We start from the raw sequence: 19,524 nt of genomic DNA, 5'->3' as shown, positions 1-19,524 counted from the left end.
GTCACGACGTCGAATCGCCGTCTGGCCGCTTTCCAGGTTCACCCGAACGTGCATCACGCGGTTCGGCTTCTGGAGCAGGCGACGTCGACGGACCGTCAGTCGCGGTAGTGTCTGAGTCAGTTGCCTCAGGCGTCGACGGCTCAACCGTCTGCGCCGTCTCACTCGCGGTCGACTCATCGGCCTCGGGTGACGCGCCGGCCTCGGATACGGGCTGCTCGCCCGGAAACGTCTCATTGTCGAGTTCGCGGAGTCGATCTTCGAGATCGCGCATGTGCGCGTCGAGATCGTTCGACGACAACCGCGTTCCGGTAAAACGCGGATCGTCATCAGGAGCCCGACGATGCTGGTGCGCAGCGCGAGACTGCTGCGCACCCTTGCCGATAAAGAACCAGAGCAACGCGCCGATCACCGGAAGCACCACGATCAGCACGATCCAGATCGGCTTCGACACTCCTCGTGCACGCGATGCATCGGTCATCGCCGCGTCGACCAGCGCGTACAGTGTCAATGCCACGGCGACGACGATTCCGATAATCACGAATCGCACCATACCCCAATCGTACTCGTACGGCTGCGCGGTTCCCTGGGCCTTGCGCCAAGGGGCGGTTCAGGCGTCGCGACTACACTCGTGCGGGTGAAGAACCCCCGCTCCGCCTGGCTCATCTACATCGTGCTGCGTCTGCTCTTTTTCGCTGTGCCCTTTGCGGTGCTCTATCTCATCGGCATTCAGCCGTGGCTGGCGGCCATCTTCGCAGCGCTCATCGGAGTCGCGCTCTCGGTCATCTTCTTGGCACGCTCGCGCGCCACGGCTTCCGAGAGCATCTACGACTGGCGCAATCGCGATCGCACGGCAGACGACATCGTCGAAGACGAGGCGGTCGATGCGGGCGCCGAGCACGGTGCCGGCACGTCGGGCGACGCAAGCGACGCCGCAGCAGGGCCTCCCGATGAGACCGTTGCGCCTCCGCAGCAGACCCCGCGCGACTGACGAGCGCTACACCTGCGTCGACTCCCACTCCGCGTACAACTTGGCGTATCGGCCGCCGAGCGACACGAGCTCGGCCGGCGCCCCGTCTTCGACCACCCGACCGTGCTCCATCACGAGCACTCGATCGGCGATCGCGACGGTAGAGAGGCGGTGCGCAATGATGATGGCGGTGCGATCGGCGAGCAGGCGCTGCAGGGCGTCTTGCACGAGGCGTTCGCTCGGCAGGTCGAGCGAGGCCGTCGCCTCGTCGAGAATCAGCACGGTGGGGTCGGCGAGGAACGCGCGGGCGAATGAGATCAGCTGACGCTGACCCGCCGATACGCGCCCACCGCGCTTGTTCACATCGGTGTCGAACCCATCGGGCAATGATTCGATGAACGCTTCGGCCCCGACCGCTCGCGCCGCCGCACGGATCTCGTCGATCGATGCATCGGGTTTGCCGAGGGCGATGTTCTCCGCGACCGTGCCACTGAAGAGATAGGCCTCTTGCGTCACCATCACGATGGCCCGGCGCAGGTCTGCCGCATCGAGCTCGCGCAGATCGACGCCGTCGAGTCGCACGGCACCGGATGTCGGATCGTAGAACCGCGCAACGAGCTTCGCCAGCGTCGACTTGCCCGCGCCGGTCGTGCCGACGAGCGCCACCGTTTGCCCGGCGGGCAACTCGAGGTCGCAGTCGTCGAGCACGGTGCGCGCGGCCGCGCCGGCGGTGCCGTAGGCGAAGGTCACGTGGTCGAAGCGCAACTGCCCGCGCGGATGCTCGAGCCGCACGGGGCGCTCGGGATCTCGCACCGTCGGCTCTTCTTCCAGCACACCCGATACCTTTTCGAGCGCTGCGGTCGCCGACTGATACGAGTTCAAGAACATCGCGACGTCTTCGAGCGGGCCGAAGAAGTTGCGCACGTAGAGCACCGCCGCGATGAGCACGCCGATCGCGAGTTCGCCGCTCGTCACGCGCAGCGCGCCCCAGAGCAGCACGACCGCGACGGTGATGTTCGCGAGCAGAATCAGACCGGGGTCGAGGGTGCCGAAGAGCCGAATCACGCGCAGGTTCGCCTTGCGGTACTGATCAGACACCTCGCCGAACGCGGCGTCGCCGTTGCGCTCACGACGGAACGCCTGCACGGCGCGAATGCCGGTCATCGTCTCGACGAACTGCACGATGAGCCGGGCGCTCACCACGCGGGTGGAACGGAAGCCCTTCTGCGACTCGACGACGAACCAGCGCATCAGCAACGCGAGTGGAATACCCATGAACAGCAGCACGAGTCCGCTCTTCCAATCGAGCACAAAGAGCATGACCAGGGTGAAGGTGCCGATGAGCACCGCGTCGACGAGCTCGTTCAGGCTGCCGTCCATGAGCTCCTGGATCGACTCGAGGTCGCTCGTCTGACGCGAGATGATGCGCCCCGACGTATACCCCTCGTGGAATTCGAGACTGAGGCGCTGCGTATGGCGGAATATGCGCGTGCGCAGCTCGATCATCACGGCCTGCGTCAGTCGCGCGATGAGCACCACGTACCAGCCGACGAGCAGTGATCCGATCGCCCCCGTCAGCAAGAAGGCGACGGCAACACCGATTGCGGGCACCCAGTCCCCCGCCTCCACCGCGCGCGGCAATGCCGTGTCGATGCCGTACGCGATGAGCGACGGGCCGACCGCACGCATCGCCGACGAGATGATGACGACGACGGCCGTCAGCAGCATGAGGCGCTTCAGCGGGCGCAGGATCGACCCCAGCAGCCGCAGCGAACGCCGGCGGATCGCGCGGCTCTCGGCCTTCGTGTAGGTGTCGCGGTCTTCGCCGCTCGTGCCGCGAACGCTCTCGGGGCTCATGGTCACACCTCCTCGGTGCTGGTATTGGGGGTGCTGGTGTCGGTGCCGGTATCGATGCTCGCGATGAGGTGTCGGTAATGCTCGCTCGTGCGCAGCAGTTCGGAGTGGGTGCCGATGGCGTCGATGCGCCCGTCGCGCATCACGGCGACGCGGTCGGCGAGGGCGACCGTCGACGGCCGATGGGCCACGATGAGCGCGGTCGTGTCGGCGAGCACGCGGCGCAGCGCCGCTTCGACGAGCGCCTCGGTGTCGACGTCGAGCGCTGAGAGCGGGTCGTCGAGCACGAGTACATCGGGTTCGGCGGCGACGACGCGGGCGAGCGCGAGGCGCTGCCGCTGGCCTCCCGAGAGACTCAGCCCCTCTTCGCCGACCGCTGTGTCGAGGCCCTGCGGCAGATCCTGCACGAAGCCGGCCTGCGCCACGGCGAGGGCGTCGTGCAGCACTTGCTCTGCCTCGGCGCTGCCGAGTTCGAGGTCGTGCCGCCCGAGCAGTACGTTTTCGCGCACTGACGCCGAGAAGAGAATGGGCTCTTCGAACGCGACGCCGATACGGCGCCGCAGCTCCTCGAGCCGCAGATCGCGCACGTCGATACCGTCGAGCTCGACCGCGCCTGCGGTGACGTCGTACAGACGCGTCGGCAACGTCGTAATGCTCGTCTTGCCGCTGCCGGTCGACCCGACGAGCGCCAGTGTTTCGCCCGGCCGCAGAGCGAGATCGAAGCCGTCGACGAGGTCGCGTTCTTCAGGCGCCGCATCGGGATAGCGAAAATGCACATTGCGGAATACGAGCTCGCCACGACCGTGTTCGATGGTCTTCGGATGCTCCGGATCGTTCACCGTCTGCTCGGCGTCGAACACCTCGAACACGCGATCGGTCGCGGTTCGGGTATCGATGAGAAACGAGAACAGGAAGCCCAGCGACCCCATCGGCCAGCGCAGCGCGGCGGCCATGGCGAAGAACGCGACGAGCTCGCCCGTCGTCAGCATGCCGTGGGCTGCGAGCCAGACGCCGGTGATGAAGCAGGCGCCCATCGCGAGAATCGGCACGACCTCGTACCAGAACCACAACCCGCCGACCTCGCGCGCCTTGCGCATCTCGGTGTCGCGCAGCGTCTCGGCGCGGCGGGTGAACTGAGACAGCGCGTGCCCACCGCGGCCGAACGCCTTGAGCACGCGAATGCCGTGCACGCTCTCTTCGACCGAGGTCGCGAGGTCGCCCGTCTGATCCTGGCTGCGCCGCGAGAGCACACCGTAGACCTGTTCGAAGCGGTATCCGACCACCCAAATGGGAATCGAGCACAGAATGAACACGACACCGAGCGCCCAGTGCCAGCGGAAGAGCAGGCCCATGCCGATGAAGATGGTGAGCAGGTTGACGAGCAGCAGAATCGAGCCGAAGGCGAGCCAGCGGCGGATCGAGCTGATGTCTTGCATCATGCGACTCAGCAGCTGGCCCGATTGCCAGCGATCGTGGAAGGCGACGGGCAGGCGCTGCAATCGCTCGTAGAACCCCTGGCGTACGGCGTACTCCACCGATGCAGCCGGCGCGAGTACGAGGCGGCGGCGCATGAAGACGAGCAGCGCTTCGGCGATGCCGAGCCCGAGCACGCCGAGCGTCGCCCAGATGATCTGGGTGCGATCACCCGAAACGATGGGGCCGTCGACGGCCCACTGCAGCACGAGCGGAATGATGAGGCTCGCCACCGCGGCACCGAGGCCGAGGAAGATGCCGCCGATGAGTTTCGGCAGCGCGGGCCGGGCGAACGGCAGCAGGCGCGCGAGCGCGCGCAGCGTCGAGACGCGGGGCTGGGCGTCTCGGGTTTGAGGCTCGTGCGGCTGGGATGCAGCGGTGTGATTCATGATGCCTGACGGAGTCGGCGTCGCCTGCGTTCAGGGCACGAGGGCCCGGGCGCGGGGGCGCGGTGACGGATGCGGAAGCTGGGGTGGTGCGGCGGTGCGCGAGTGATTCAGCGCACGAGCCGCGTCGACCTAATGCCCGGACTTCGGTGTGCCCGGAAGGTACGGTACCGACGGCTGTTCGATGATCGCCATGGGTCGCTCCTCTCCGGGGTCAGGGTTTCCGAGAATCACCTTAGACCCGCATCGCACCCGTCGGCAAGCATTCCGGGCGTGGCGCGGTGATCCGGCACCGGATCACCCGGTGTCAGAACGCGAACGCGACCCCGAGCAGCACGCCGTAGGCCAGCGCGGCGAAGCTCGTGAGCTGCAGCACGATGATGAGTTCGCGCGGCGTCTTTGCGGTCAGCGTGATGATGATTGCCGGGATGACCAACAGCAGCACGAACCACACGAGAATCATGCCCGGCTGCGCGACCGCGTAGAGCGCCGGCACCGCGAACGGCAGCACCACGCAGACGACGTAGAGAATGCGCGAAGCTCGATCGCCGATGCGCACGGAGAGCGTGCGCTTGCCAGCCAGCTTGTCGGTCGGGATGTCGCGGAGGTTGTTCACGACGAGCACGGCAACCGCGAAGAATCCGACGCCGGCGCCCGCGACCCAGGGCTCTTGCACGTCGAGCTCGGTCTGCAGCCACACCGTGCCGACGGTTGCGACGAGCCCGAAGAAGATGAAGACCACGAGTTCGCCGAGCCCCGCATACCCGTAAGGGCGCTTGCCCCCGGTGTAGAACCAGGCGGCGACAATCGCGATCGCACCGAGCGCGAGGAACCACCAGCGCTCGCTGAGCACCACGGCGACGATGCCCGCCACTGCGGCGAGCGCGAAGAAGATCAGTGCGAGGGCAAGCACCCGCTTCGGGTTCACGAGCCCCGATCCGGTGAGCCGCGCCGGGCCGACGCGGTAGGCGTCGGTGCCGCGAATACCGTCGGAGTAGTCGTTCGCGTAGTTCACGCCGATCTGCAGGAAGACGGCGACCGCCAGCGCCAGCAAAGCCAGGGGCAGGTCGAAACCGCGCACCATGTACGCGATGCCCGTGCCTGCGGCGACAGGAGCGACCGCGAGCGGCAGGGTGCGCAGGCGCGCGCCGCCCACCCAGTTGCGCCAGGTGATGCGGGGCGGGCCGCCCGCTGCCGCCTGGCGCTTTGCCGCCTCGCGAGTCGCCGGGTTGCCCGAACGTCGCCCATTCTTCGCCGCGCTCACGCCTGATCGTCTCCTCGTCGTACCTCGGTGAAGCTCGCCCGCAGGCGCTCCATCCACTGCTTGATCGCCGCGTGATCGGGCTTGCCGCCCGCAAGGCGCGGAATCTCTTCCATTTCGGTCGCCCAATCGGGCACCGATGCGGGCCCGAGTGCGCCGCGCAGCGCCTCTTGCACCTGCTCAAAACTCACGCGCGCATCACGGGGCGCCACTGCGGCATGCTTCGGGCGTCGGGTCGGGTCTTCGGAGCGGTCGATCTCGACCACGAGCGAGACCCGCTCCCCCCACTCGGGGTGCGGTGCACTCAGCGCGACCGCACTCTGCCATCCGGTCTGCTCGCGCACCACGCGCTCGACCTCGTCGAGCGACACGTTGACGCCGCCCGAGATGATGACCCGGTCGATGCGCCCGGTGACCGTGAGCATGCCGCCCAGCAGCTCACCCGAGTCGCCCGTGCGGTACCAGCGCACCGGCACCCCATCGCGGCCCGCTTCAGTGATGAATGCGCGGTCGGTGAGTTCGGGATCGCCGACGTAGCCGAGCGCCAGCGACGGACCGGCCAGCTGCACTTCGCCCCCGCGAATACGCACGCGGGTGTCGCCGATCTCAACGCCGTCGTAGACGCACCCACCCGCGGTCTCGGTCATACCGTAGCTGCGCTTCAGCCCGATGCCGAGGGCGTGCGCGCGGCTGCGCAGGGCGAGACTCACGGCCTGGCCGCCGACGAGCACCGCGTCGAAGCGGCGCAGGACGTCGGCGGCGGCGCGATCCGTCTCGATCATGTCGAAGAGTCGCGCGAGCTGCACCGGCACCAGCGAGACGTAGCGGCGCTCGGCGTCGAGCGTCTCGGCGTGCTCTAAGAATGCGGCCGGGTCGAAGTGCCCGTCGAAGAAGACCGGCTGCGTGCCCGCGAGCTCGCTGCGCACGAGCATTTGCAGCCCGGAGATGAGGTGCGTCGGCAGCGTCACGAGCCACTGGCCGTGCCCACCGAAGCGCTCGGCTGTCGCCTCGGCGCTCTCGCGCAACGCCTCGGCAGACAGCGCGACCGCTTTGGGGGTGCCGCTCGACCCCGACGTGCGCACGACCACCGCGGTGCCCTCGGGCAGCTCCTGCTGCTGCAACTGCGCGATCGCCTCGGGGTCGGTGCCCGGCGCCACCGGCACGATCGGGGCGCCGCCCGCGAGTGCGTCGGCGAGCCCGGCCATGAGCCAGGCGCGATCCTCGGTGGGGATGGCACGAAGTGCGTGGGGCGCAGTCACCCGACCAGGGTACTCCGGTTGGCTGGGGTGGTGCGGGCGGTGGGTCTCTGCGGGCGGCGCGTTCGTTGCGGTCGCCCGCTTGCCCGCTCGCCCGCCTGCCGCGATCGCCTCTCGTGCGATCAGGGTCACTTCGGACCGGTGTTGGAGGCGATCAGCAGTGTCGCACTGGTCGGAAGTTACCCCGATCGCAATAACGGCGCGGGGCGATAGCGTTGAGGGATGAACGTCGATAGGCAGGTCTCACCCGGAACGTGGGCCGTCGAGCAGCCGTTTGCGCCCTTGACCGCGGCGCCGTGGGCGAACGGGCTCGGTGCGACGACCGAACTCGTCGGATACGAGCGCTCGCGCTCGATCCGCAGCGAGCTCGCTGCCCCCGAGTGGCGGCTGAGTATCGCCGAGCTGCGTGAGCCGGCCGCCTTTTCGCCGCTGCCCGGGGTGCACCGCAACTTCATGCCGGTGGGCGGCGAGGTCGTGCTCGCGGTCGACGGCGTGCGGCACGAGGCCTCAAGCGGCACAGTGCTCCAGTTCAGCGGGGACGCCGACGTGCGGTTGGTCGCACTCTCGGGGCCGTGCCACGCCGTGAACCTCATGTCGCCCCATGTGTCACTGCAGCTGCGGCTGCACGATGTGACGAGCGGAGCAGCGGCAGCAGTGGCGGATCCGCTTTCCTCGACCGCGCTTCCCCTCGCCGCGGTGCTTCTCGCTGATCGCACCACGGACGCGGCCGTCACAGACCCCGCACTACCCGCCCGACGCTTCGACCTGGTCGTGCCGCGCACGGGCACGACGGCATCGCCGCCTTCGCCTTCCGCGGTGATCGAACTTCTCTGACCTCCCGGCAGCTCCGCCGGCCGGCGTCAGAACGCCGCCGACCCGCTCAGTAATGGTAGGGGAACGGGCTCCAGTCGGGTTCGCGCTTTTCGAGGAACGAGTCGCGACCTTCGACCGCTTCGTCGGTGCCGTAGGCGAGGCGAGTGGTTTCGCCGGCGAAGAGTTGTTGACCGACGATGCCGTCGTCGACCGCGTTCATCGCGTACTTGAGCATGCGAATCGCGGTCGGCGACTTGCCGAGAATGGTGCGCGCCCAAGCGATGCCGGTGCGTTCGAGTTCGGCGTGCGGCACGACCTCGTTGACCGCGCCGATCTCACGGGCGCGGTCGGCCGAGTACTCTTCGGCGAGGAAGAAGATCTCGCGGGCGAACTTCTGACCGACCTGTTTCGCGAAGTAGGCGCTGCCGTACCCGGCGTCGAACGACCCGACGTCGGCATCGGTCTGCTTGAACTTGGCGTGCTCACGGCTCGCGATCGTGAGGTCGCAGACCACGTTGAGCGAGTGACCGCCGCCGGCAGCCCAGCCGGGCACCAGTGCGATGACCACCTTCGGCATGAAGCGGATCAACCGCTGCACCTCGAGAATGTGCAGCCGGCCGGCGCGCGCCGCCGCTTCGGGGCCCACCGCGGTCTCGTCTTCGGAGTACTTGTACCCGTCACGGCCACGAATGCGCTGGTCGCCGCCCGAGCAGAAGGCCCAGCCCCCGTCTTTCGGGCTCGGCCCGTTGCCGGTGAGCAACACGACGCCGACCTTGGGGTTGACCCGGGCTCGTTCGAGCGCATCGGCGAGCTCGTCGACGGTGCGCGGGCGGAAGGCGTTGCGCACTTCGGGGCGATCGAGGGCGACGCGGGCGATGCGCCCGTCGTTGCTCAGGTGCGACGTAATGTCGGTGTAGTGCTCCGACCCGGGGGCGGCCTGCCACTCGGCGGCGTCGAAGAGTTCGGAAACCTGCTGCGTCATGTCTCTACCCTAGGCGGCACCACCGACATTGAGACGAGGCCCGGCTCAGACACGGCAGAAGGTGGGAGGATCGACGCATGTCCGTTGCTGCATCCGCCGATCGGCCCGATCCGCACGCGAGCCCGAGCGCGGGCCCGAGCACCCCGCCGGTACCATCGCTCGCCGAGGTACTCGCGGCGGCACACGTCGTGGCGATCCCGACCCGCACTCGATTTCGCGGCATCTCCGTGCGCGAGGCCGTCGTGTTCGATGCGCCCCGAGGTGCGAGCGAGTTCTCGCCGTTCACGGAGTACGACGACGCCGAGGCGGCCCCCTGGTTGGCCGCGGCGCTCGATTTCGGGTGGGCGCCGCAGCCCGAGCCGATCCGCGAGAGCATCGCGATCAACGCGACGGTGCCCGCGGTCGATGCCGACGCGGTACCGGGCATTCTTGCGCGGTTCGCGGGGTGCACGACCGCGAAGGTGAAGGTCGCCGAGCGCGGCCAGTCGCTCGACGACGACATTGCTCGGGTGCGGGCCGTGCGTGCTGCGCTGGGCCCGGCTGGTCTCGTGCGGGTCGACGCGAACGCGGGGTGGTCGGTCGATGACGCTGTCATCGCTCTCACCGCACTCGCCGCGTTCGACCTCGATTACGCCGAGCAGCCGTGCTTATCGGTCGAGGAGCTCGTCGCGGTGCGCGCGCGCCTGGCGAACGTCGGCGTCACGGTGCGCATCGCGGCCGATGAGAGCGTGCGCAAGGCGGAAGATCCGCTCGCGGTCGCCCGGGCCGGCGCCGCCGATCTGCTCATCGTCAAGGCGCAGCCCCTCGGCGGGGTGCGCCGTGCACTCGAAATCGTTCGTGAGGCCGGGCTGCCGGTGGTGGTCTCGAGCGCGCTCGACACGTCTGCGGGCATCGCGATGGGGCTGCAGCTCGCGGCGGCGCTGCCCGACGGTGTGCTCGCGGGTGCCTGCGGTCTGGGCACGGTCGCGTTGCTTGAGGGCGACATCACCCGCGAGTCGCTGGTGCCGCATGAGGGGGTGATCCGGGTCGCTCGCCCCGAGATCGACGCGACGCTGGTCTCGCGCTACGCGGCGGCTCCGGATCGCGATGCGTGGTGGCGCGACCGCATCGCGCGCACGTACGCGCGTTTGGCCCCGAGCGCGGCCCGCTGAGCCCTCAGCCTTTGAGCCCTGGGAAGTCTTCCTCTCGCCACTCGCTCACAATGCGCTCCCCCGCGGCGTGCGCCGCTTCTTCGCGCTGGCGCAGTTCGATGCGGCGAATCTTGCCCGAGGTCGTCTTCGGTAGTTCGAAGAACTCGACGCGGCGCACGCGCATGTAGGGCGGCAGAGCGACGCGTGCGTGGGCGAGGATCTCGCGCGCCGCGGCCTCCGTCGCTTCGACCTCGGTGGCCAGCGCCACGTAGGCCTTCGTCACGTTGAGGCGCGTGTCGTCGGGGGCGCCCACGACCGCGGCTTCGGCGACGAACGCGTGCTCGATGAGGGCGCTTTCGACCTCGAACGGCGAGACCTTGAAGTCGCTTGACTTGAAGATGTCGTCGGTGCGCCCCACGAACGTGAGCACGCCGTTCTCGCCGCGCTGTGCCACATCGCCGGTGTGGAAGAGCCCGTCGCGCGTGGCCTTCGCGGTCGCTTCAGGGTTGCCGCAGTAACCGGGCATGAGGTTGACGGGGCGCTTCGGGTCGAGGCGCAGGCAGATCTCGCCCTCTTCGACCTCGTCGCCGGTGAGCGGGTCGATGAGCACGGCGTCGACACCCGGCAGGGGTTGGCCCATCGCGCCCGCGACGATCGGGTCACCGGGCAGGTTGCCGATGAGCGCCGTGGTTTCGGTCTGGCCGTAGCCGTCGCGAATCTCGAGGCCCCACCACTGCTGAATGCGGGCGATGACTTCGGGGTTGAGCGGCTCACCGGCCGAAACGATTTCGCGCAGTGCGCGCGGCTTGTGCTCGATGTTGCTCTGAATCAGCATGCGCCACACCGTGGGCGGGGCGCAGAAGGTGTTGACGCCGACGCGATCGAGTTCAGACACCAAGAATTCGGCGTCGAAGCGTGCGTAGTTCGCGACAAAGATGGTCGCCCCGACGTGCCATGGCCCGAAGAAGCTCGACCAGGCGTGCTTCGCCCAGCCGGGAGCGCTGATGACGAGGTGCGTGTCGCCGGGGCGCACCCCGAGCCACGACAGCGTGGTGAGGTGCCCGAGCGGGTAACTGGTGTGCGAGTGCACCACGATCTTGGGCAGACTGGTGGTGCCCGAGGTGAAGTAGAGCAGCGCCGCGTCGTCGCTCGCCGTGGTCTTCGCGACTGCGGCCACCGATGCCGCTGACGACTCTTCGTAGCGCTCCCAGTCATAGAGGCTGGCGCGCTGATCGTCGTTCGCCGCGTCGAACCCGACGCCGATGCCGCGGTAGTCGCCGGGCACCTCGCGGAACTTGATCGCGTCTTCGGCGGCGGCGAACACCCAGTTCACGGTGCCGCGTTCGACGCGGTCGACGAGTTCGTGAGAGCCGAGCACCACCGAGGTCGGCAGCAGCACGACGCCGATCTTCATGGCGGCGAGCATGATCTCCCAGAGTTCGACGCGGTTGCCGAGCATGAGCATGGCGACGTCGCCGCGTTTCGCGCCGATGCGCGTGAGCCAGTTCGCGACCTGGTCGGAGCGCTGCTTCAGCTGCGCGAAGCTGCGCTTGAGCTCGCTGCCGTCTGTCTCGGCGATCCAGAGTGCCGTCGTGTCGTTGTCTGCCGCGATGACATCGAAGACGTCATGCGCCCAGTTGAACGTCGGCCCGACGTCGGGCCACACGAACTCGTCTCGCTGCCGTTTCGGGTCACCGCTGAGGGCGAGCAGCTGATCTCGTGCGGCGAAGAAGGCTGCCGTGGCGTCGATCTCGGTCATTGCTCTATTCTGCTCCCTTGCGCGTGCGGCGGCGCGTACGCGAGCTCGCACGGGTGCGTGTCGCGTTTCGCGCGCGGCCCTTCGCGCTCCCTCGCGCTTCGCCCGGTGTTGCCGAGGTGCGGCGCGCGACCATGATGATTTCGGCAGCGACGGCGGTCAGCATGACGACTCCGGCTGCGATGGCCCAACCGCCCCGCGAGTCACTGCCCGGGCTGGGCATCACTGTCCAGCAGAAGATGACGCACTGCGCGACCGCGATGACGGGGATCGTGACGAATGCGGTGGTGCGCAGACTCACTGAGGGGCGTCGTTGCACGCGCGTCACGATTACGATCACGCCTGCCGAGGCGACGATCACGAGCCCGAGCAGTGCATACAACGCACTGTAGGGCAGGGCGCGCCCGAGTAGAAACGTTTCGGCCGCTTGGGGCGAGGTGCCCGTGAACGTGCCCGCGGGGAAGTCGAGCACCGCTCCCAAATCGTCGTTAAGCCCGAGTGCGTACTTGTCGAGCGTGTCGTTCACCTCGGCATCGACTGCCCAGGGGCCCGCGGCGATGCCTGCGGAATCGTCAGCGACGGTTCGTGATTGCACGGCATCGACGTCGTAGGTCGCGACGAGTGCGCCATCGGCGCGGTCGCGCACATCGCCGATGCGCAGGTCGAGTCGGGTGCGCTGCGCGTCGTCGACGCTGGTTCGCTCTTCGGTGACCCACGGCTTCGACGCCAACCCGTCTTCGAGCGGAAGCACGTCGAGCCGCCGTTCGTTGTTGCGTTCGGAGTAGGGCGGCGAGCTGATCCAGCCGCCCGACGTCAGCGTGGTGGCCAGCTCAGGGGCCACCGTCAGCTGCACGCGGAGCGGGCGCACCTGCGCGCGACCGGCATCGAGGTCATCGACGTCGCGGTAGTACTCGGTGTCGAGGAACGAGAACCAGGCTGTCCAGCGCACCTGGTCGATGTCGCTGGTCGTTTCACCGTGCGCCGGCACCCGCACTGCGGCGCTTTCGAGGGTGTACTCGATCTGCACCTCGTGGTCGCCGTCGAGCACGTCTGCGAGCTGCGTCACCATCGCGGTGCTCTGGGTCTGCGGTTGCGGCAGCTGCTCGTAGGCCACGGGTTCGCCGTCGATGCGCACGGCGTCGAGGGTGAAGCCGAGCGACTGATCGTAGCGCTGCGTCGGCCATTCTTTCGCGAATTGGGGCACGCGCGATCCGGTGCCGTCGAAGCGCACGTCGAGGTGTTCGATGACGTGCAGGCGTGCCGCACCATCGCCCGCCCGCGAGAGCTCGGCCGAGATGTCGAGCCCGGTGACATCGGTCGAGAAGGTGCCGGGCAGGTCGTCGTACTCGGTGATGAACTCCGTATCCATGCCGAGCGGAGGGGGCTGAATCGAGACGGTGACGATCGACCCCGCGAGCACCGCCAGCGCCGCGATCAGTGCAGCGATCGCGGGCCCCGAGATGAAGTGCGCGGTGCGCCACCCACGGTCGGCATCCCGTGATCCGGCTTCACGCAGCGCCAGCTCGCGCACGGCGCGACCTGCCCGGCGCGGCCCGACGAATGCCACGGCGTAGGGCAGCAGCGGGTCGCCGACCGGGCCGCGATCGAGCAATCGTGTCGCCCGCGCCCACACGTCGATTCCTTTCAGCTGCTGCACCGCGAGCGCGCCTGCTCGGGTCAGCGGTCTGGGGCGGTGCACGGCGGCGACTGAGACCACGGCGAGCGCTGTCGAGACCAGTACGAAGAGTGCCGGCCACCAGACGACCGTCAAGATGACCTGGTGCGAGAGCTGCCGCAGCACACCCCATTGCACGAGCGTGAGTGCGATAGGCGCGAAGGTGAAGAAGTCGCGCACGTAGCTGTCGGGCACCCAGCGCAGACCGGCGCCGACAGCGGCATCTTCGCGTCGCCAGCGCGCAGCGCGCTGCAGCGCGCTCGGCAGGTTGCCCCACCGCCCCACTCGTCGCGCAGCCCGAGCGAGCTGGGCGAGCCACGCTTCGCGCCCTCTCGAGCCAGACGCCGGTGCCGCGTCGAGCACCTCGATGAGCTCGGCGTGACGCACCCGCCCGCGCAGTTGCGCGGCGTGCACCGGTGTCAGGCTTTCGGGTGGCTCGGCCCGCGGCAGGTACCACGGCTCGCCGGCGCTATCGGCCCACACGATGCGGCGAGCCGCGAGTGCGAAGAGCGCGAGCGCTGCGAGCACCACGAGGGGCAGCAGCGGCCCGTAGGTCTGCACCCAGAAGAGCGCCGTGGTCGGCGGCTGGGTGAAGGTGCCTGCGGCGAAGCTCGCGGAGAGCGTCGCTTCGGCGTTGGGCGGCATCGTGTCGTCGTTGGTGAACGAGTAGACCGTCGCCCCATCGCCGGTGACGTGGTCGGGGGTCAACCAGCTGGAGGCGCTCAACAGCAGCCACGCGATGGAGCCGCGTGGCGCGCGCACCAGCGCGTCGTTGATCTCGGCGGGCAAGGTGAGCGAGACTTCGACGCCCTTGGTGCCCTGCGGCCAGGTCGGAGCGAACAGTGACCAGGCGAAACGATCGACGACGGCCCCGGTGGCATCGTCGACTTCGCTGGTGATGAGGTCGTGCAGTTCGTACGAGAGCGACACCTGCTGCGTGCCGCTGAGTGGCTGCCCATCGGTTCGGGTCAGACGTACCTCGGTGGTGGTCGGCTTCTCAGTGATCTCGATGTCGGCCGCAGAGCCGTCGATGGTGGCGCTCGACAGCGTGAAACGTACGTCGTGTCCGTGGTATTCGGTGACGACGACCCGCTCAACGCTCGGCTCGGGCCCGTTGCGGAAGTCGGCGTCGTACGTCTCGGTAACCGTCGCAGTGAAGCGGCCATCGTCTGTACGACCGACCGCATAGTCGATCTGCGCATCACGCGCGATCCAATCGACCTCGTCGATGTCGGCCGAGTCGATGACCTCATCGAAGCTCATTGGCGCGTTGAGCACGGGGCCGACGAGGAGAAAAACACCTGCACCCATGAGCAGCACCCAGAAAAACCGCAGGGCGTTGCGCATCGCTGCGTCGCCACGCGCGCGGAGACGGGCTTCGACCGCGGTGAGCACGCGGGCGAGCCAGCGAAACAGCGGAGTGTGGGCCGGCTGCGGGTCGGGAATGCGCCCCGAGTTCAACGGCTCGGGGTCGCTGCCCGCGAGATCGAAGAAATCAGGCGCGGGCAGCGGCGGTTCGTTCCCTCTGTTCCGTCGGCTCATGCGTCGAACTTAGCCCCCACCTCAGACATCGCCGACTAACTATGAAAGACGGTGTGCAGCGCCGGATCATCAACCACGGCACGGCCCCCGAGCCCGTCGATTTCGAAAAGCACTGAGGTGCCCGCGGCCACGTAGCCGAGGCGTTCCAGCAGATGGTGCGCCGCAGCCAGCGTGCCGCCGGTGGCGAGCACATCGTCGATCAGCAGCACGCGCGTGCCCGGGGCGAAGTCGTCGTGCGCTTCGACCTCGGCGGTGCCGTACTCGAGTGCATAGCCGACGCTCGCGGCGGGGCGGGGCAGCTTGCCGGCTTTACGGATCGGCATGAGCCCGGTACCGCTCGCGTATGCGGCGGCGCTCGCGAGCAGAAACCCGCGTGCCTCCAGCCCGGCGATGACGTCGAAGTTGCCGGCGAAGGGCGCGATCAACGCCTCGACCGTGGCCCTCAGAGCGGAGGCGTCACCGAGCAGCGGTGTGATGTCGCGGAAGAGGATGCCCGGCGACGGGTAGTTCGGGATCTCGCGGATCAGTGCTTCCGCGCGGGCAAGTTCAGAGGTCTGTGGCACGCAGTACAGGGTACCCGTCGCACGCGACACGCGCGGGGTCGTCGCCATACGGGGCCCCGATTTCCCTTTCGATCGGGGCTCGTGTACAGTCTTACGAGTTGGGTAACCAACGGGCGCCCCTAGCTCAGCTGGATAGAGCATCTGACTACGGATCAGAAGGTCAGGGGTTCGAATCCCTTGGGGCGCACCAGAGCAAGACCCCCGTCGCAACAGTGGCGGGGGTCTTTTGGGTTTTCTATAGACGAGAGCCTGCAGTACGCGCGCTTCAACCTGCACTCATTTAGAGAACTGGTCGTTTGGGCCCGACTTCGCCATTCTCGGCCGCACCGTTCACGCCACTATCAGGAACTCCGGCGCGTACTGAACTGCAGATGAACCCAGACCGAAGCGCACGAGCTGTTGCATTCAGGTCTTTACGAGCGCTCACTCCTCGCGAGAAGATACTGGCAGGGTGGCACCTCGTCGCCCGGGGACGAAGGAGCACCACATGGGTATCGAAGACCTCACCGCCAAAGCCAAAGAGTTTCTCAGCGACGGCAAGGTTGCTGACGCACTGAAGAGCGAGCAGGCGGAAGACATTAGTGACAAGCTGCTCGACGGCGTCGCCGGAGCCGCCAACAAGGTCACGGGCGGCAAGTTCGAGGGCCAGATTCAAGACGCGCGTGACGCGGCCGATAAGGCCGTCGGCAACGAGTAGCTGCAACCTCGAAAGAACACGGATGTCCCGGCGAATATTCGCCGGGACATCCGTGTAGATTACGCCGAGATACGCCGCATGATCGGGTCAATGACCCAGCGCACCGGTGCCGCGATCGTCTCGCCCAGCGCGTCGAACGCGTCGTCTCGATTCGCGAAGCGCCCGAAGTCGGCGCGCACATAGCGCGAGAGATCGAACTCGCCGCCACTCGAAGACCCGTCCCAGTCGACCGCGCAGCGGCCGGCCGCTTCGAAGAGGGTTTCGGCACCGCGGTTCGCGAACGCCCCGCCCCCGCGGCACCCGATGGAACCGAACAACTCGGAGGCCGAGCTCCAACCATTGACGGCGAATTCAGGCCACACGAGCAGGATGCGATGGGGCATGGCGAATCGCACTCGGGGAAACCGCGGGTACCAGAACGCGCGATCCACGTGCAGCGCGCGCACCCGGGTCGCGACGCCGATCGATCGCGCGACGCTTTCGAGCACCGCGAGGCGCTGACTGCACGAACCCGACCCCCGCTCCAGTGTGCGCGAGGCCGGGGTGCGCTCCGCGAGCGCGTAGACCGCGCGCGTGTTCTCGCGAATCAGCTCATGCGCCGACTCGAGCACCTGCACCGGCGCGTCCGAAGTCGCGGCGCGGCGCGCACGCGCGACGAGTTGCCGCACCGCAGGGGCCCCGTGGTCGAGGATCGCCGTCGCCTCGAGCGACCCGAGCTCAGCGGCCGCGTCAGCCCGCACGTCGCTTGCGCACCTCGCGAAGCACGATTTGCTCGGGGCAGACCGTGGAGAGAAAGTCGCCCACCGAGAGCGCGAGCCGCTCGCCGACCAGCGAGTACAGAATGCGATTCGCGTCGCGCCGCTCGACGACGAGCCCTGCCTGGCGCAGCACGGCGAGGTGGCGCGAGATCGTCGGGCCCGTCGCGCTGAAGCGTGCAGCGATCTCGCCCGCTGCCAGCTCGCCGTCTTTCAGGTCTTGCAGAATTTGGCGTCGCGTAGGGTGCGCGAGCGCGGAGAAGACGTCGGTCGCCGTATCTGCCATATTTGCAATATAGCACAATTGCAAAATAGAGTCGGAGTGCCCGACGACCACGGGCGAAACACCGATCACGATCCGAGGGAGCGACCATGCGCATAGCCATCACCGGAGGCACCGGATTCGTCGGCCGCCACCTGGCCGAACGCCTCGACCCCGAGCAGACCGTCATCGTGTCTCGCCGCACCGGCATCGCCATCGATGACGTCGATGCCCTCACCGAGGCCTTCGCCGGGTGCGACGCCATCGCGCACTGTGCCGGCATCAATCGCGAGATCGGCGACCAGACGTTCAAACGCGTGCACGTGGACGGCACTCGGGCGGTCATCGAGGCGGCCCGCCGCGCGGGCGTCACCCGCATCGTGCTGCTCAGTTTTCTGCGCGCCCGCCCCGAAAGCGGCTCGCCGTACCACGAGTCAAAGTGGGTCGCCGAAGAGCTCGTGCGCGATTCAGAGCTCGAATACACCGTGCTCAAAGCGGGCATGATCTACGGGCCCGGCGACCACCTCGTCGATCACGTCACGCGATCGGTGCGCACGCTGCCGGTGTTCGCCACGGTGGGGCTGCACGAGCGCACCGTGCGCCCGGTGCCGGTGGCCGAAATCGTCAACGTGGTGCTGGCGGCACTCGAGGGGCGCATTTCCGAGCCGACGGTCGCGGTGCGCGGCGCCGACGAGCTGCGATTCAGCACCGCCGTGCGGCGCATCGCAGCCGTCGCGGGCCGCCGCATCATCGTGATCCCCGCACCCGTCTGGGCGATCCGCGTCGTCGCCCAGCTGACCGAGTGGCTCATGGTCACCCCGTTGCTCGCGAAGGCGCAGGCACAGATGCTCGCAGAGGGCGTGAGCGAGGCGGCGCCGCACGCACCCGACCCCGCACCCGACGTTCGGCCCGACCGACCGTTCAGCGACGCCCGCATTCGCGCTGCCCTCCCCGCCGGCAAGTTCGGCCTGAGCGATCTGCGCCTCACGCGGCGGTCACACAACGACACACGCCGCTGACGCACAGCGGTCGCGGCGTACCTTGTGATGCGTCCATAACTACACACCGCCCGTCGGGCGGTTGCACGAACGCGAGCACCAGCCATGTCAGCAGCACCCCGCACCCCCGCACTTCGAGAGCTCAGCTTCTTGAACATGGTGTCGACCATTCGCAACACCCCGCAGCAGGCGTACGCCGAGGCTTTATCAACGCTGGAGCGTGCCGAGCACCTGGGGTTCCAGTCGGGCTGGGTGTTCACGCGGCACGTGCAGCGCGGGCTCTCGTCGCCGGTGTCGTTTCTCTCCGCGGCATCACAGCGCACCTCGCGCATCGGGCTCGGCGCGGCGGTCGTGCCCCTCGAATACGAGCGCCTGCTGAGCCTTGCCGAGGGGCTGAGCACGCTCGACATCATTTCGGGCAGCCGTCTCGAGTTCGGCGTCAGCACGCACCGCCCGAGGTTCGACGACGCCGACAACACGCGCGTCTACGGCGCCGGGTGGCCGCACGAAGACTTCGGCCCTGAGCGCATCGCCGAGCTGAAGCGCATCATCGACGGCGAACCGCTGCTCACGCGCGACTACCCGGGAGAACCCGACCTGCGCTCGACCACGCTCGAACCCGTCAGCCCCGGCCTCGGCAACCGCATGTGGCAGGGCGCCGGCAGCCTCCGCTCCGTCACGGAAGCGGCGCAGCACGCGCGCCCCCTGCTGCTGAGCAACATCGCGACGGTCGACGACGAAACCGCCGATTTCTGGGCGCACCAGCAACGACTGGTCGAGACGTACCGGGCGCACGCACCCGAGGGAGCGCGGGTGAAGCTGGGGCTCGTGGTGATCCCGACCGATGGCGCGACCCCCGAGCAGCTCGAACGTCACACCGCCTACGCCGCGCCGCGCGCCGAGCGCGTCGGCAAGGTCGGCCCCGGCGGCATGATCGCGGCCCCCGACCTCTTCGGCCCCGCCGCACAGATCACCGAGCAGCTGCAGCACATTCTCACGGAGCGGCGGGTCGACGAGCTGAAGGTGCTTCTGCCGTTCGCCTTCGACGCGCAGGATCACCAGCGCATCATCGAGGTCGTCGCCGATTCGATCGCACCTCGGCTGGGCTGGTCACCGCTCGCCTGAGCCCTCGAGCCCGTGAGCCCTCGAGCCCG

17 protein-coding genes and 1 tRNA gene are annotated in these 19,524 nt (G+C 68.2%); 7 read left to right on the top strand and 11 right to left on the bottom strand.

What is annotated here, in order from left to right; translation table 11 throughout:
- Nucleotide 1: 1 nt before the first annotated feature.
- The gene (locus ACZF5Y_RS02080; protein ID WP_497534177.1) at nucleotides 2-550 is read right to left on the bottom strand and encodes a PLD nuclease N-terminal domain-containing protein; all 549 of its coding nucleotides are present in this window, start codon (nucleotides 548-550) and stop codon (nucleotides 2-4) included.
- A gap of 84 nt (nucleotides 551-634) precedes the next feature.
- Here ACZF5Y_RS02080 and ACZF5Y_RS02075 point away from each other — a divergent pair, with 84 nt between their 5' ends.
- Nucleotides 635-988, top strand: coding sequence for a DUF4229 domain-containing protein (locus tag ACZF5Y_RS02075; RefSeq protein ID WP_497534176.1), 354 nt, complete (start codon nucleotides 635-637; stop codon nucleotides 986-988).
- A gap of 6 nt (nucleotides 989-994) precedes the next feature.
- On the opposite strand, the gene ACZF5Y_RS02070 is transcribed toward ACZF5Y_RS02075, so the two are convergent.
- From ACZF5Y_RS02070 to ACZF5Y_RS02055, 4 genes are all read right to left on the bottom strand, one after another.
- Nucleotides 995-2,824, bottom strand: a complete 1,830-nt coding sequence (locus ACZF5Y_RS02070) for an ABC transporter ATP-binding protein (RefSeq protein ID WP_497534175.1) — start codon at nucleotides 2,822-2,824, stop codon at nucleotides 995-997.
- A gap of 2 nt (nucleotides 2,825-2,826) precedes the next feature.
- Nucleotides 2,827-4,683: an ABC transporter ATP-binding protein gene (locus ACZF5Y_RS02065; RefSeq protein ID WP_497534174.1), complete on the bottom strand. Its 1,857-nt coding sequence runs from the start codon at nucleotides 4,681-4,683 to the stop codon at nucleotides 2,827-2,829.
- A 304-nt stretch (nucleotides 4,684-4,987) separates the two neighbouring features.
- Entirely contained in the window at nucleotides 4,988-5,944 is a 957-nt protein-coding gene (locus tag ACZF5Y_RS02060) for a 1,4-dihydroxy-2-naphthoate polyprenyltransferase (RefSeq protein WP_497534173.1), read from the bottom strand.
- On the bottom strand, nucleotides 5,941-7,200 hold the full coding sequence (locus ACZF5Y_RS02055; protein WP_497534172.1) for an AMP-binding protein: 1,260 nt from the start codon (nucleotides 7,198-7,200) through the stop codon (nucleotides 5,941-5,943). Before ACZF5Y_RS02055 ends, ACZF5Y_RS02060 begins: the two co-directional genes overlap by 4 nt.
- Nucleotides 7,201-7,419: 219 nt before the next feature.
- Here ACZF5Y_RS02055 and ACZF5Y_RS02050 point away from each other — a divergent pair, with 219 nt between their 5' ends.
- On the top strand, nucleotides 7,420-8,031 hold the full coding sequence (locus ACZF5Y_RS02050; RefSeq protein WP_497534171.1) for a HutD family protein: 612 nt from the start codon (nucleotides 7,420-7,422) through the stop codon (nucleotides 8,029-8,031).
- Between the two features lie 46 nt (nucleotides 8,032-8,077).
- Here ACZF5Y_RS02050 and ACZF5Y_RS02045 read toward each other — a convergent pair whose 3' ends face one another.
- Entirely contained in the window at nucleotides 8,078-8,992 is a 915-nt protein-coding gene (locus ACZF5Y_RS02045) for a 1,4-dihydroxy-2-naphthoyl-CoA synthase (RefSeq protein WP_497534170.1), read from the bottom strand.
- Between the two features lie 77 nt (nucleotides 8,993-9,069).
- On the opposite strand from ACZF5Y_RS02045, the gene ACZF5Y_RS02040 reads away from it, so the two are divergent.
- Nucleotides 9,070-10,143, top strand: coding sequence for an o-succinylbenzoate synthase (locus tag ACZF5Y_RS02040; protein WP_497534169.1), 1,074 nt, complete (start codon nucleotides 9,070-9,072; stop codon nucleotides 10,141-10,143).
- 4 nt (nucleotides 10,144-10,147) lie between these two features.
- Here ACZF5Y_RS02040 and ACZF5Y_RS02035 read toward each other — a convergent pair whose 3' ends face one another.
- The 3 genes from ACZF5Y_RS02035 to ACZF5Y_RS02025 are packed head-to-tail and all read right to left on the bottom strand — an operon-like array spanning nucleotide 10,148 to nucleotide 15,658.
- Nucleotides 10,148-11,881 carry an AMP-binding protein gene (locus ACZF5Y_RS02035; protein WP_497534168.1) on the bottom strand — a complete coding sequence of 578 codons (1,734 nt, stop codon included), beginning with the start codon at nucleotides 11,879-11,881 and terminating at the stop codon, nucleotides 10,148-10,150.
- A 4-nt stretch (nucleotides 11,882-11,885) separates the two neighbouring features.
- Nucleotides 11,886-15,095: a DUF2207 domain-containing protein gene (locus ACZF5Y_RS02030; protein WP_497534167.1), complete on the bottom strand. Its 3,210-nt coding sequence runs from the start codon at nucleotides 15,093-15,095 to the stop codon at nucleotides 11,886-11,888.
- A gap of 35 nt (nucleotides 15,096-15,130) precedes the next feature.
- On the bottom strand, nucleotides 15,131-15,658 hold the full coding sequence (locus ACZF5Y_RS02025; RefSeq protein WP_497534166.1) for an adenine phosphoribosyltransferase: 528 nt from the start codon (nucleotides 15,656-15,658) through the stop codon (nucleotides 15,131-15,133).
- A 113-nt stretch (nucleotides 15,659-15,771) separates the two neighbouring features.
- Between ACZF5Y_RS02025 and ACZF5Y_RS02020 the strand changes: the two genes are divergently transcribed.
- Together ACZF5Y_RS02020 and ACZF5Y_RS02015 are read left to right on the top strand one after the other, a co-directional pair.
- Nucleotides 15,772-15,848 (top strand) — tRNA-Arg (locus ACZF5Y_RS02020).
- A 297-nt stretch (nucleotides 15,849-16,145) separates the two neighbouring features.
- A complete protein-coding gene (locus tag ACZF5Y_RS02015) occupies nucleotides 16,146-16,355 on the top strand; it encodes an Rv0909 family putative TA system antitoxin (protein WP_053387331.1) in 210 nt (69 codons plus the stop codon).
- Between the two features lie 59 nt (nucleotides 16,356-16,414).
- On the opposite strand, the gene ACZF5Y_RS02010 is transcribed toward ACZF5Y_RS02015, so the two are convergent.
- Nucleotides 16,415-17,095, bottom strand: a complete 681-nt coding sequence (locus tag ACZF5Y_RS02010) for a hypothetical protein (RefSeq protein ID WP_497534165.1) — start codon at nucleotides 17,093-17,095, stop codon at nucleotides 16,415-16,417.
- Nucleotides 17,085-17,396 (bottom strand): metalloregulator ArsR/SmtB family transcription factor, encoded by a 312-nt coding sequence (locus ACZF5Y_RS02005; RefSeq protein WP_497534164.1) that lies wholly within the window; start codon nucleotides 17,394-17,396, stop codon nucleotides 17,085-17,087. Before ACZF5Y_RS02005 ends, ACZF5Y_RS02010 begins: the two co-directional genes overlap by 11 nt.
- A gap of 86 nt (nucleotides 17,397-17,482) precedes the next feature.
- Here ACZF5Y_RS02005 and ACZF5Y_RS02000 point away from each other — a divergent pair, with 86 nt between their 5' ends.
- Together ACZF5Y_RS02000 and ACZF5Y_RS01995 are read left to right on the top strand one after the other, a co-directional pair.
- A complete protein-coding gene (locus ACZF5Y_RS02000) occupies nucleotides 17,483-18,391 on the top strand; it encodes an NAD-dependent epimerase/dehydratase family protein (RefSeq protein WP_497534163.1) in 909 nt (302 codons plus the stop codon).
- An 84-nt stretch (nucleotides 18,392-18,475) separates the two neighbouring features.
- Nucleotides 18,476-19,495 carry an LLM class flavin-dependent oxidoreductase gene (locus ACZF5Y_RS01995; protein ID WP_497534162.1) on the top strand — a complete coding sequence of 340 codons (1,020 nt, stop codon included), beginning with the start codon at nucleotides 18,476-18,478 and terminating at the stop codon, nucleotides 19,493-19,495.
- The last annotated feature ends 29 nt before the right edge of the window (nucleotides 19,496-19,524 follow it).

This window comes from Leucobacter sp. WKLB1 (assembly GCF_059696215.1).
This window is presented reverse-complemented; position numbering and strand designations above follow the sequence as displayed.

Excerpts from the sequence above, each read along its gene's own strand:
- ACZF5Y_RS02000 (WP_497534163.1), top strand. The coding sequence starts at position 17,483 with ATGCGCATAGCCATCACCGGAGGCACCGGATTCGTCGGCCGCCACCTG.
- ACZF5Y_RS02040 (WP_497534169.1), top strand. The coding sequence starts at position 9,070 with ATGTCCGTTGCTGCATCCGCCGATCGGCCCGATCCGCACGCGAGCCCG.
- ACZF5Y_RS02050 (WP_497534171.1), top strand. The coding sequence starts at position 7,420 with ATGAACGTCGATAGGCAGGTCTCACCCGGAACGTGGGCCGTCGAGCAG.
- ACZF5Y_RS02045 (WP_497534170.1), bottom strand. The coding sequence starts at position 8,992 with ATGACGCAGCAGGTTTCCGAACTCTTCGACGCCGCCGAGTGGCAGGCC.
- ACZF5Y_RS02030 (WP_497534167.1), bottom strand. The coding sequence starts at position 15,095 with ATGAGCCGACGGAACAGAGGGAACGAACCGCCGCTGCCCGCGCCTGAT.
- ACZF5Y_RS02080 (WP_497534177.1), bottom strand. The coding sequence starts at position 550 with ATGGTGCGATTCGTGATTATCGGAATCGTCGTCGCCGTGGCATTGACA.
- ACZF5Y_RS01995 (WP_497534162.1), top strand. The coding sequence starts at position 18,476 with ATGTCAGCAGCACCCCGCACCCCCGCACTTCGAGAGCTCAGCTTCTTG.
- ACZF5Y_RS02005 (WP_497534164.1), bottom strand. The coding sequence starts at position 17,396 with ATGGCAGATACGGCGACCGACGTCTTCTCCGCGCTCGCGCACCCTACG.
- ACZF5Y_RS02015 (WP_053387331.1), top strand. The coding sequence starts at position 16,146 with ATGGGTATCGAAGACCTCACCGCCAAAGCCAAAGAGTTTCTCAGCGAC.
- ACZF5Y_RS02065 (WP_497534174.1), bottom strand. The coding sequence starts at position 4,683 with ATGAATCACACCGCTGCATCCCAGCCGCACGAGCCTCAAACCCGAGAC.
- ACZF5Y_RS02035 (WP_497534168.1), bottom strand. The coding sequence starts at position 11,881 with ATGACCGAGATCGACGCCACGGCAGCCTTCTTCGCCGCACGAGATCAG.
- ACZF5Y_RS02070 (WP_497534175.1), bottom strand. The coding sequence starts at position 2,824 with ATGAGCCCCGAGAGCGTTCGCGGCACGAGCGGCGAAGACCGCGACACC.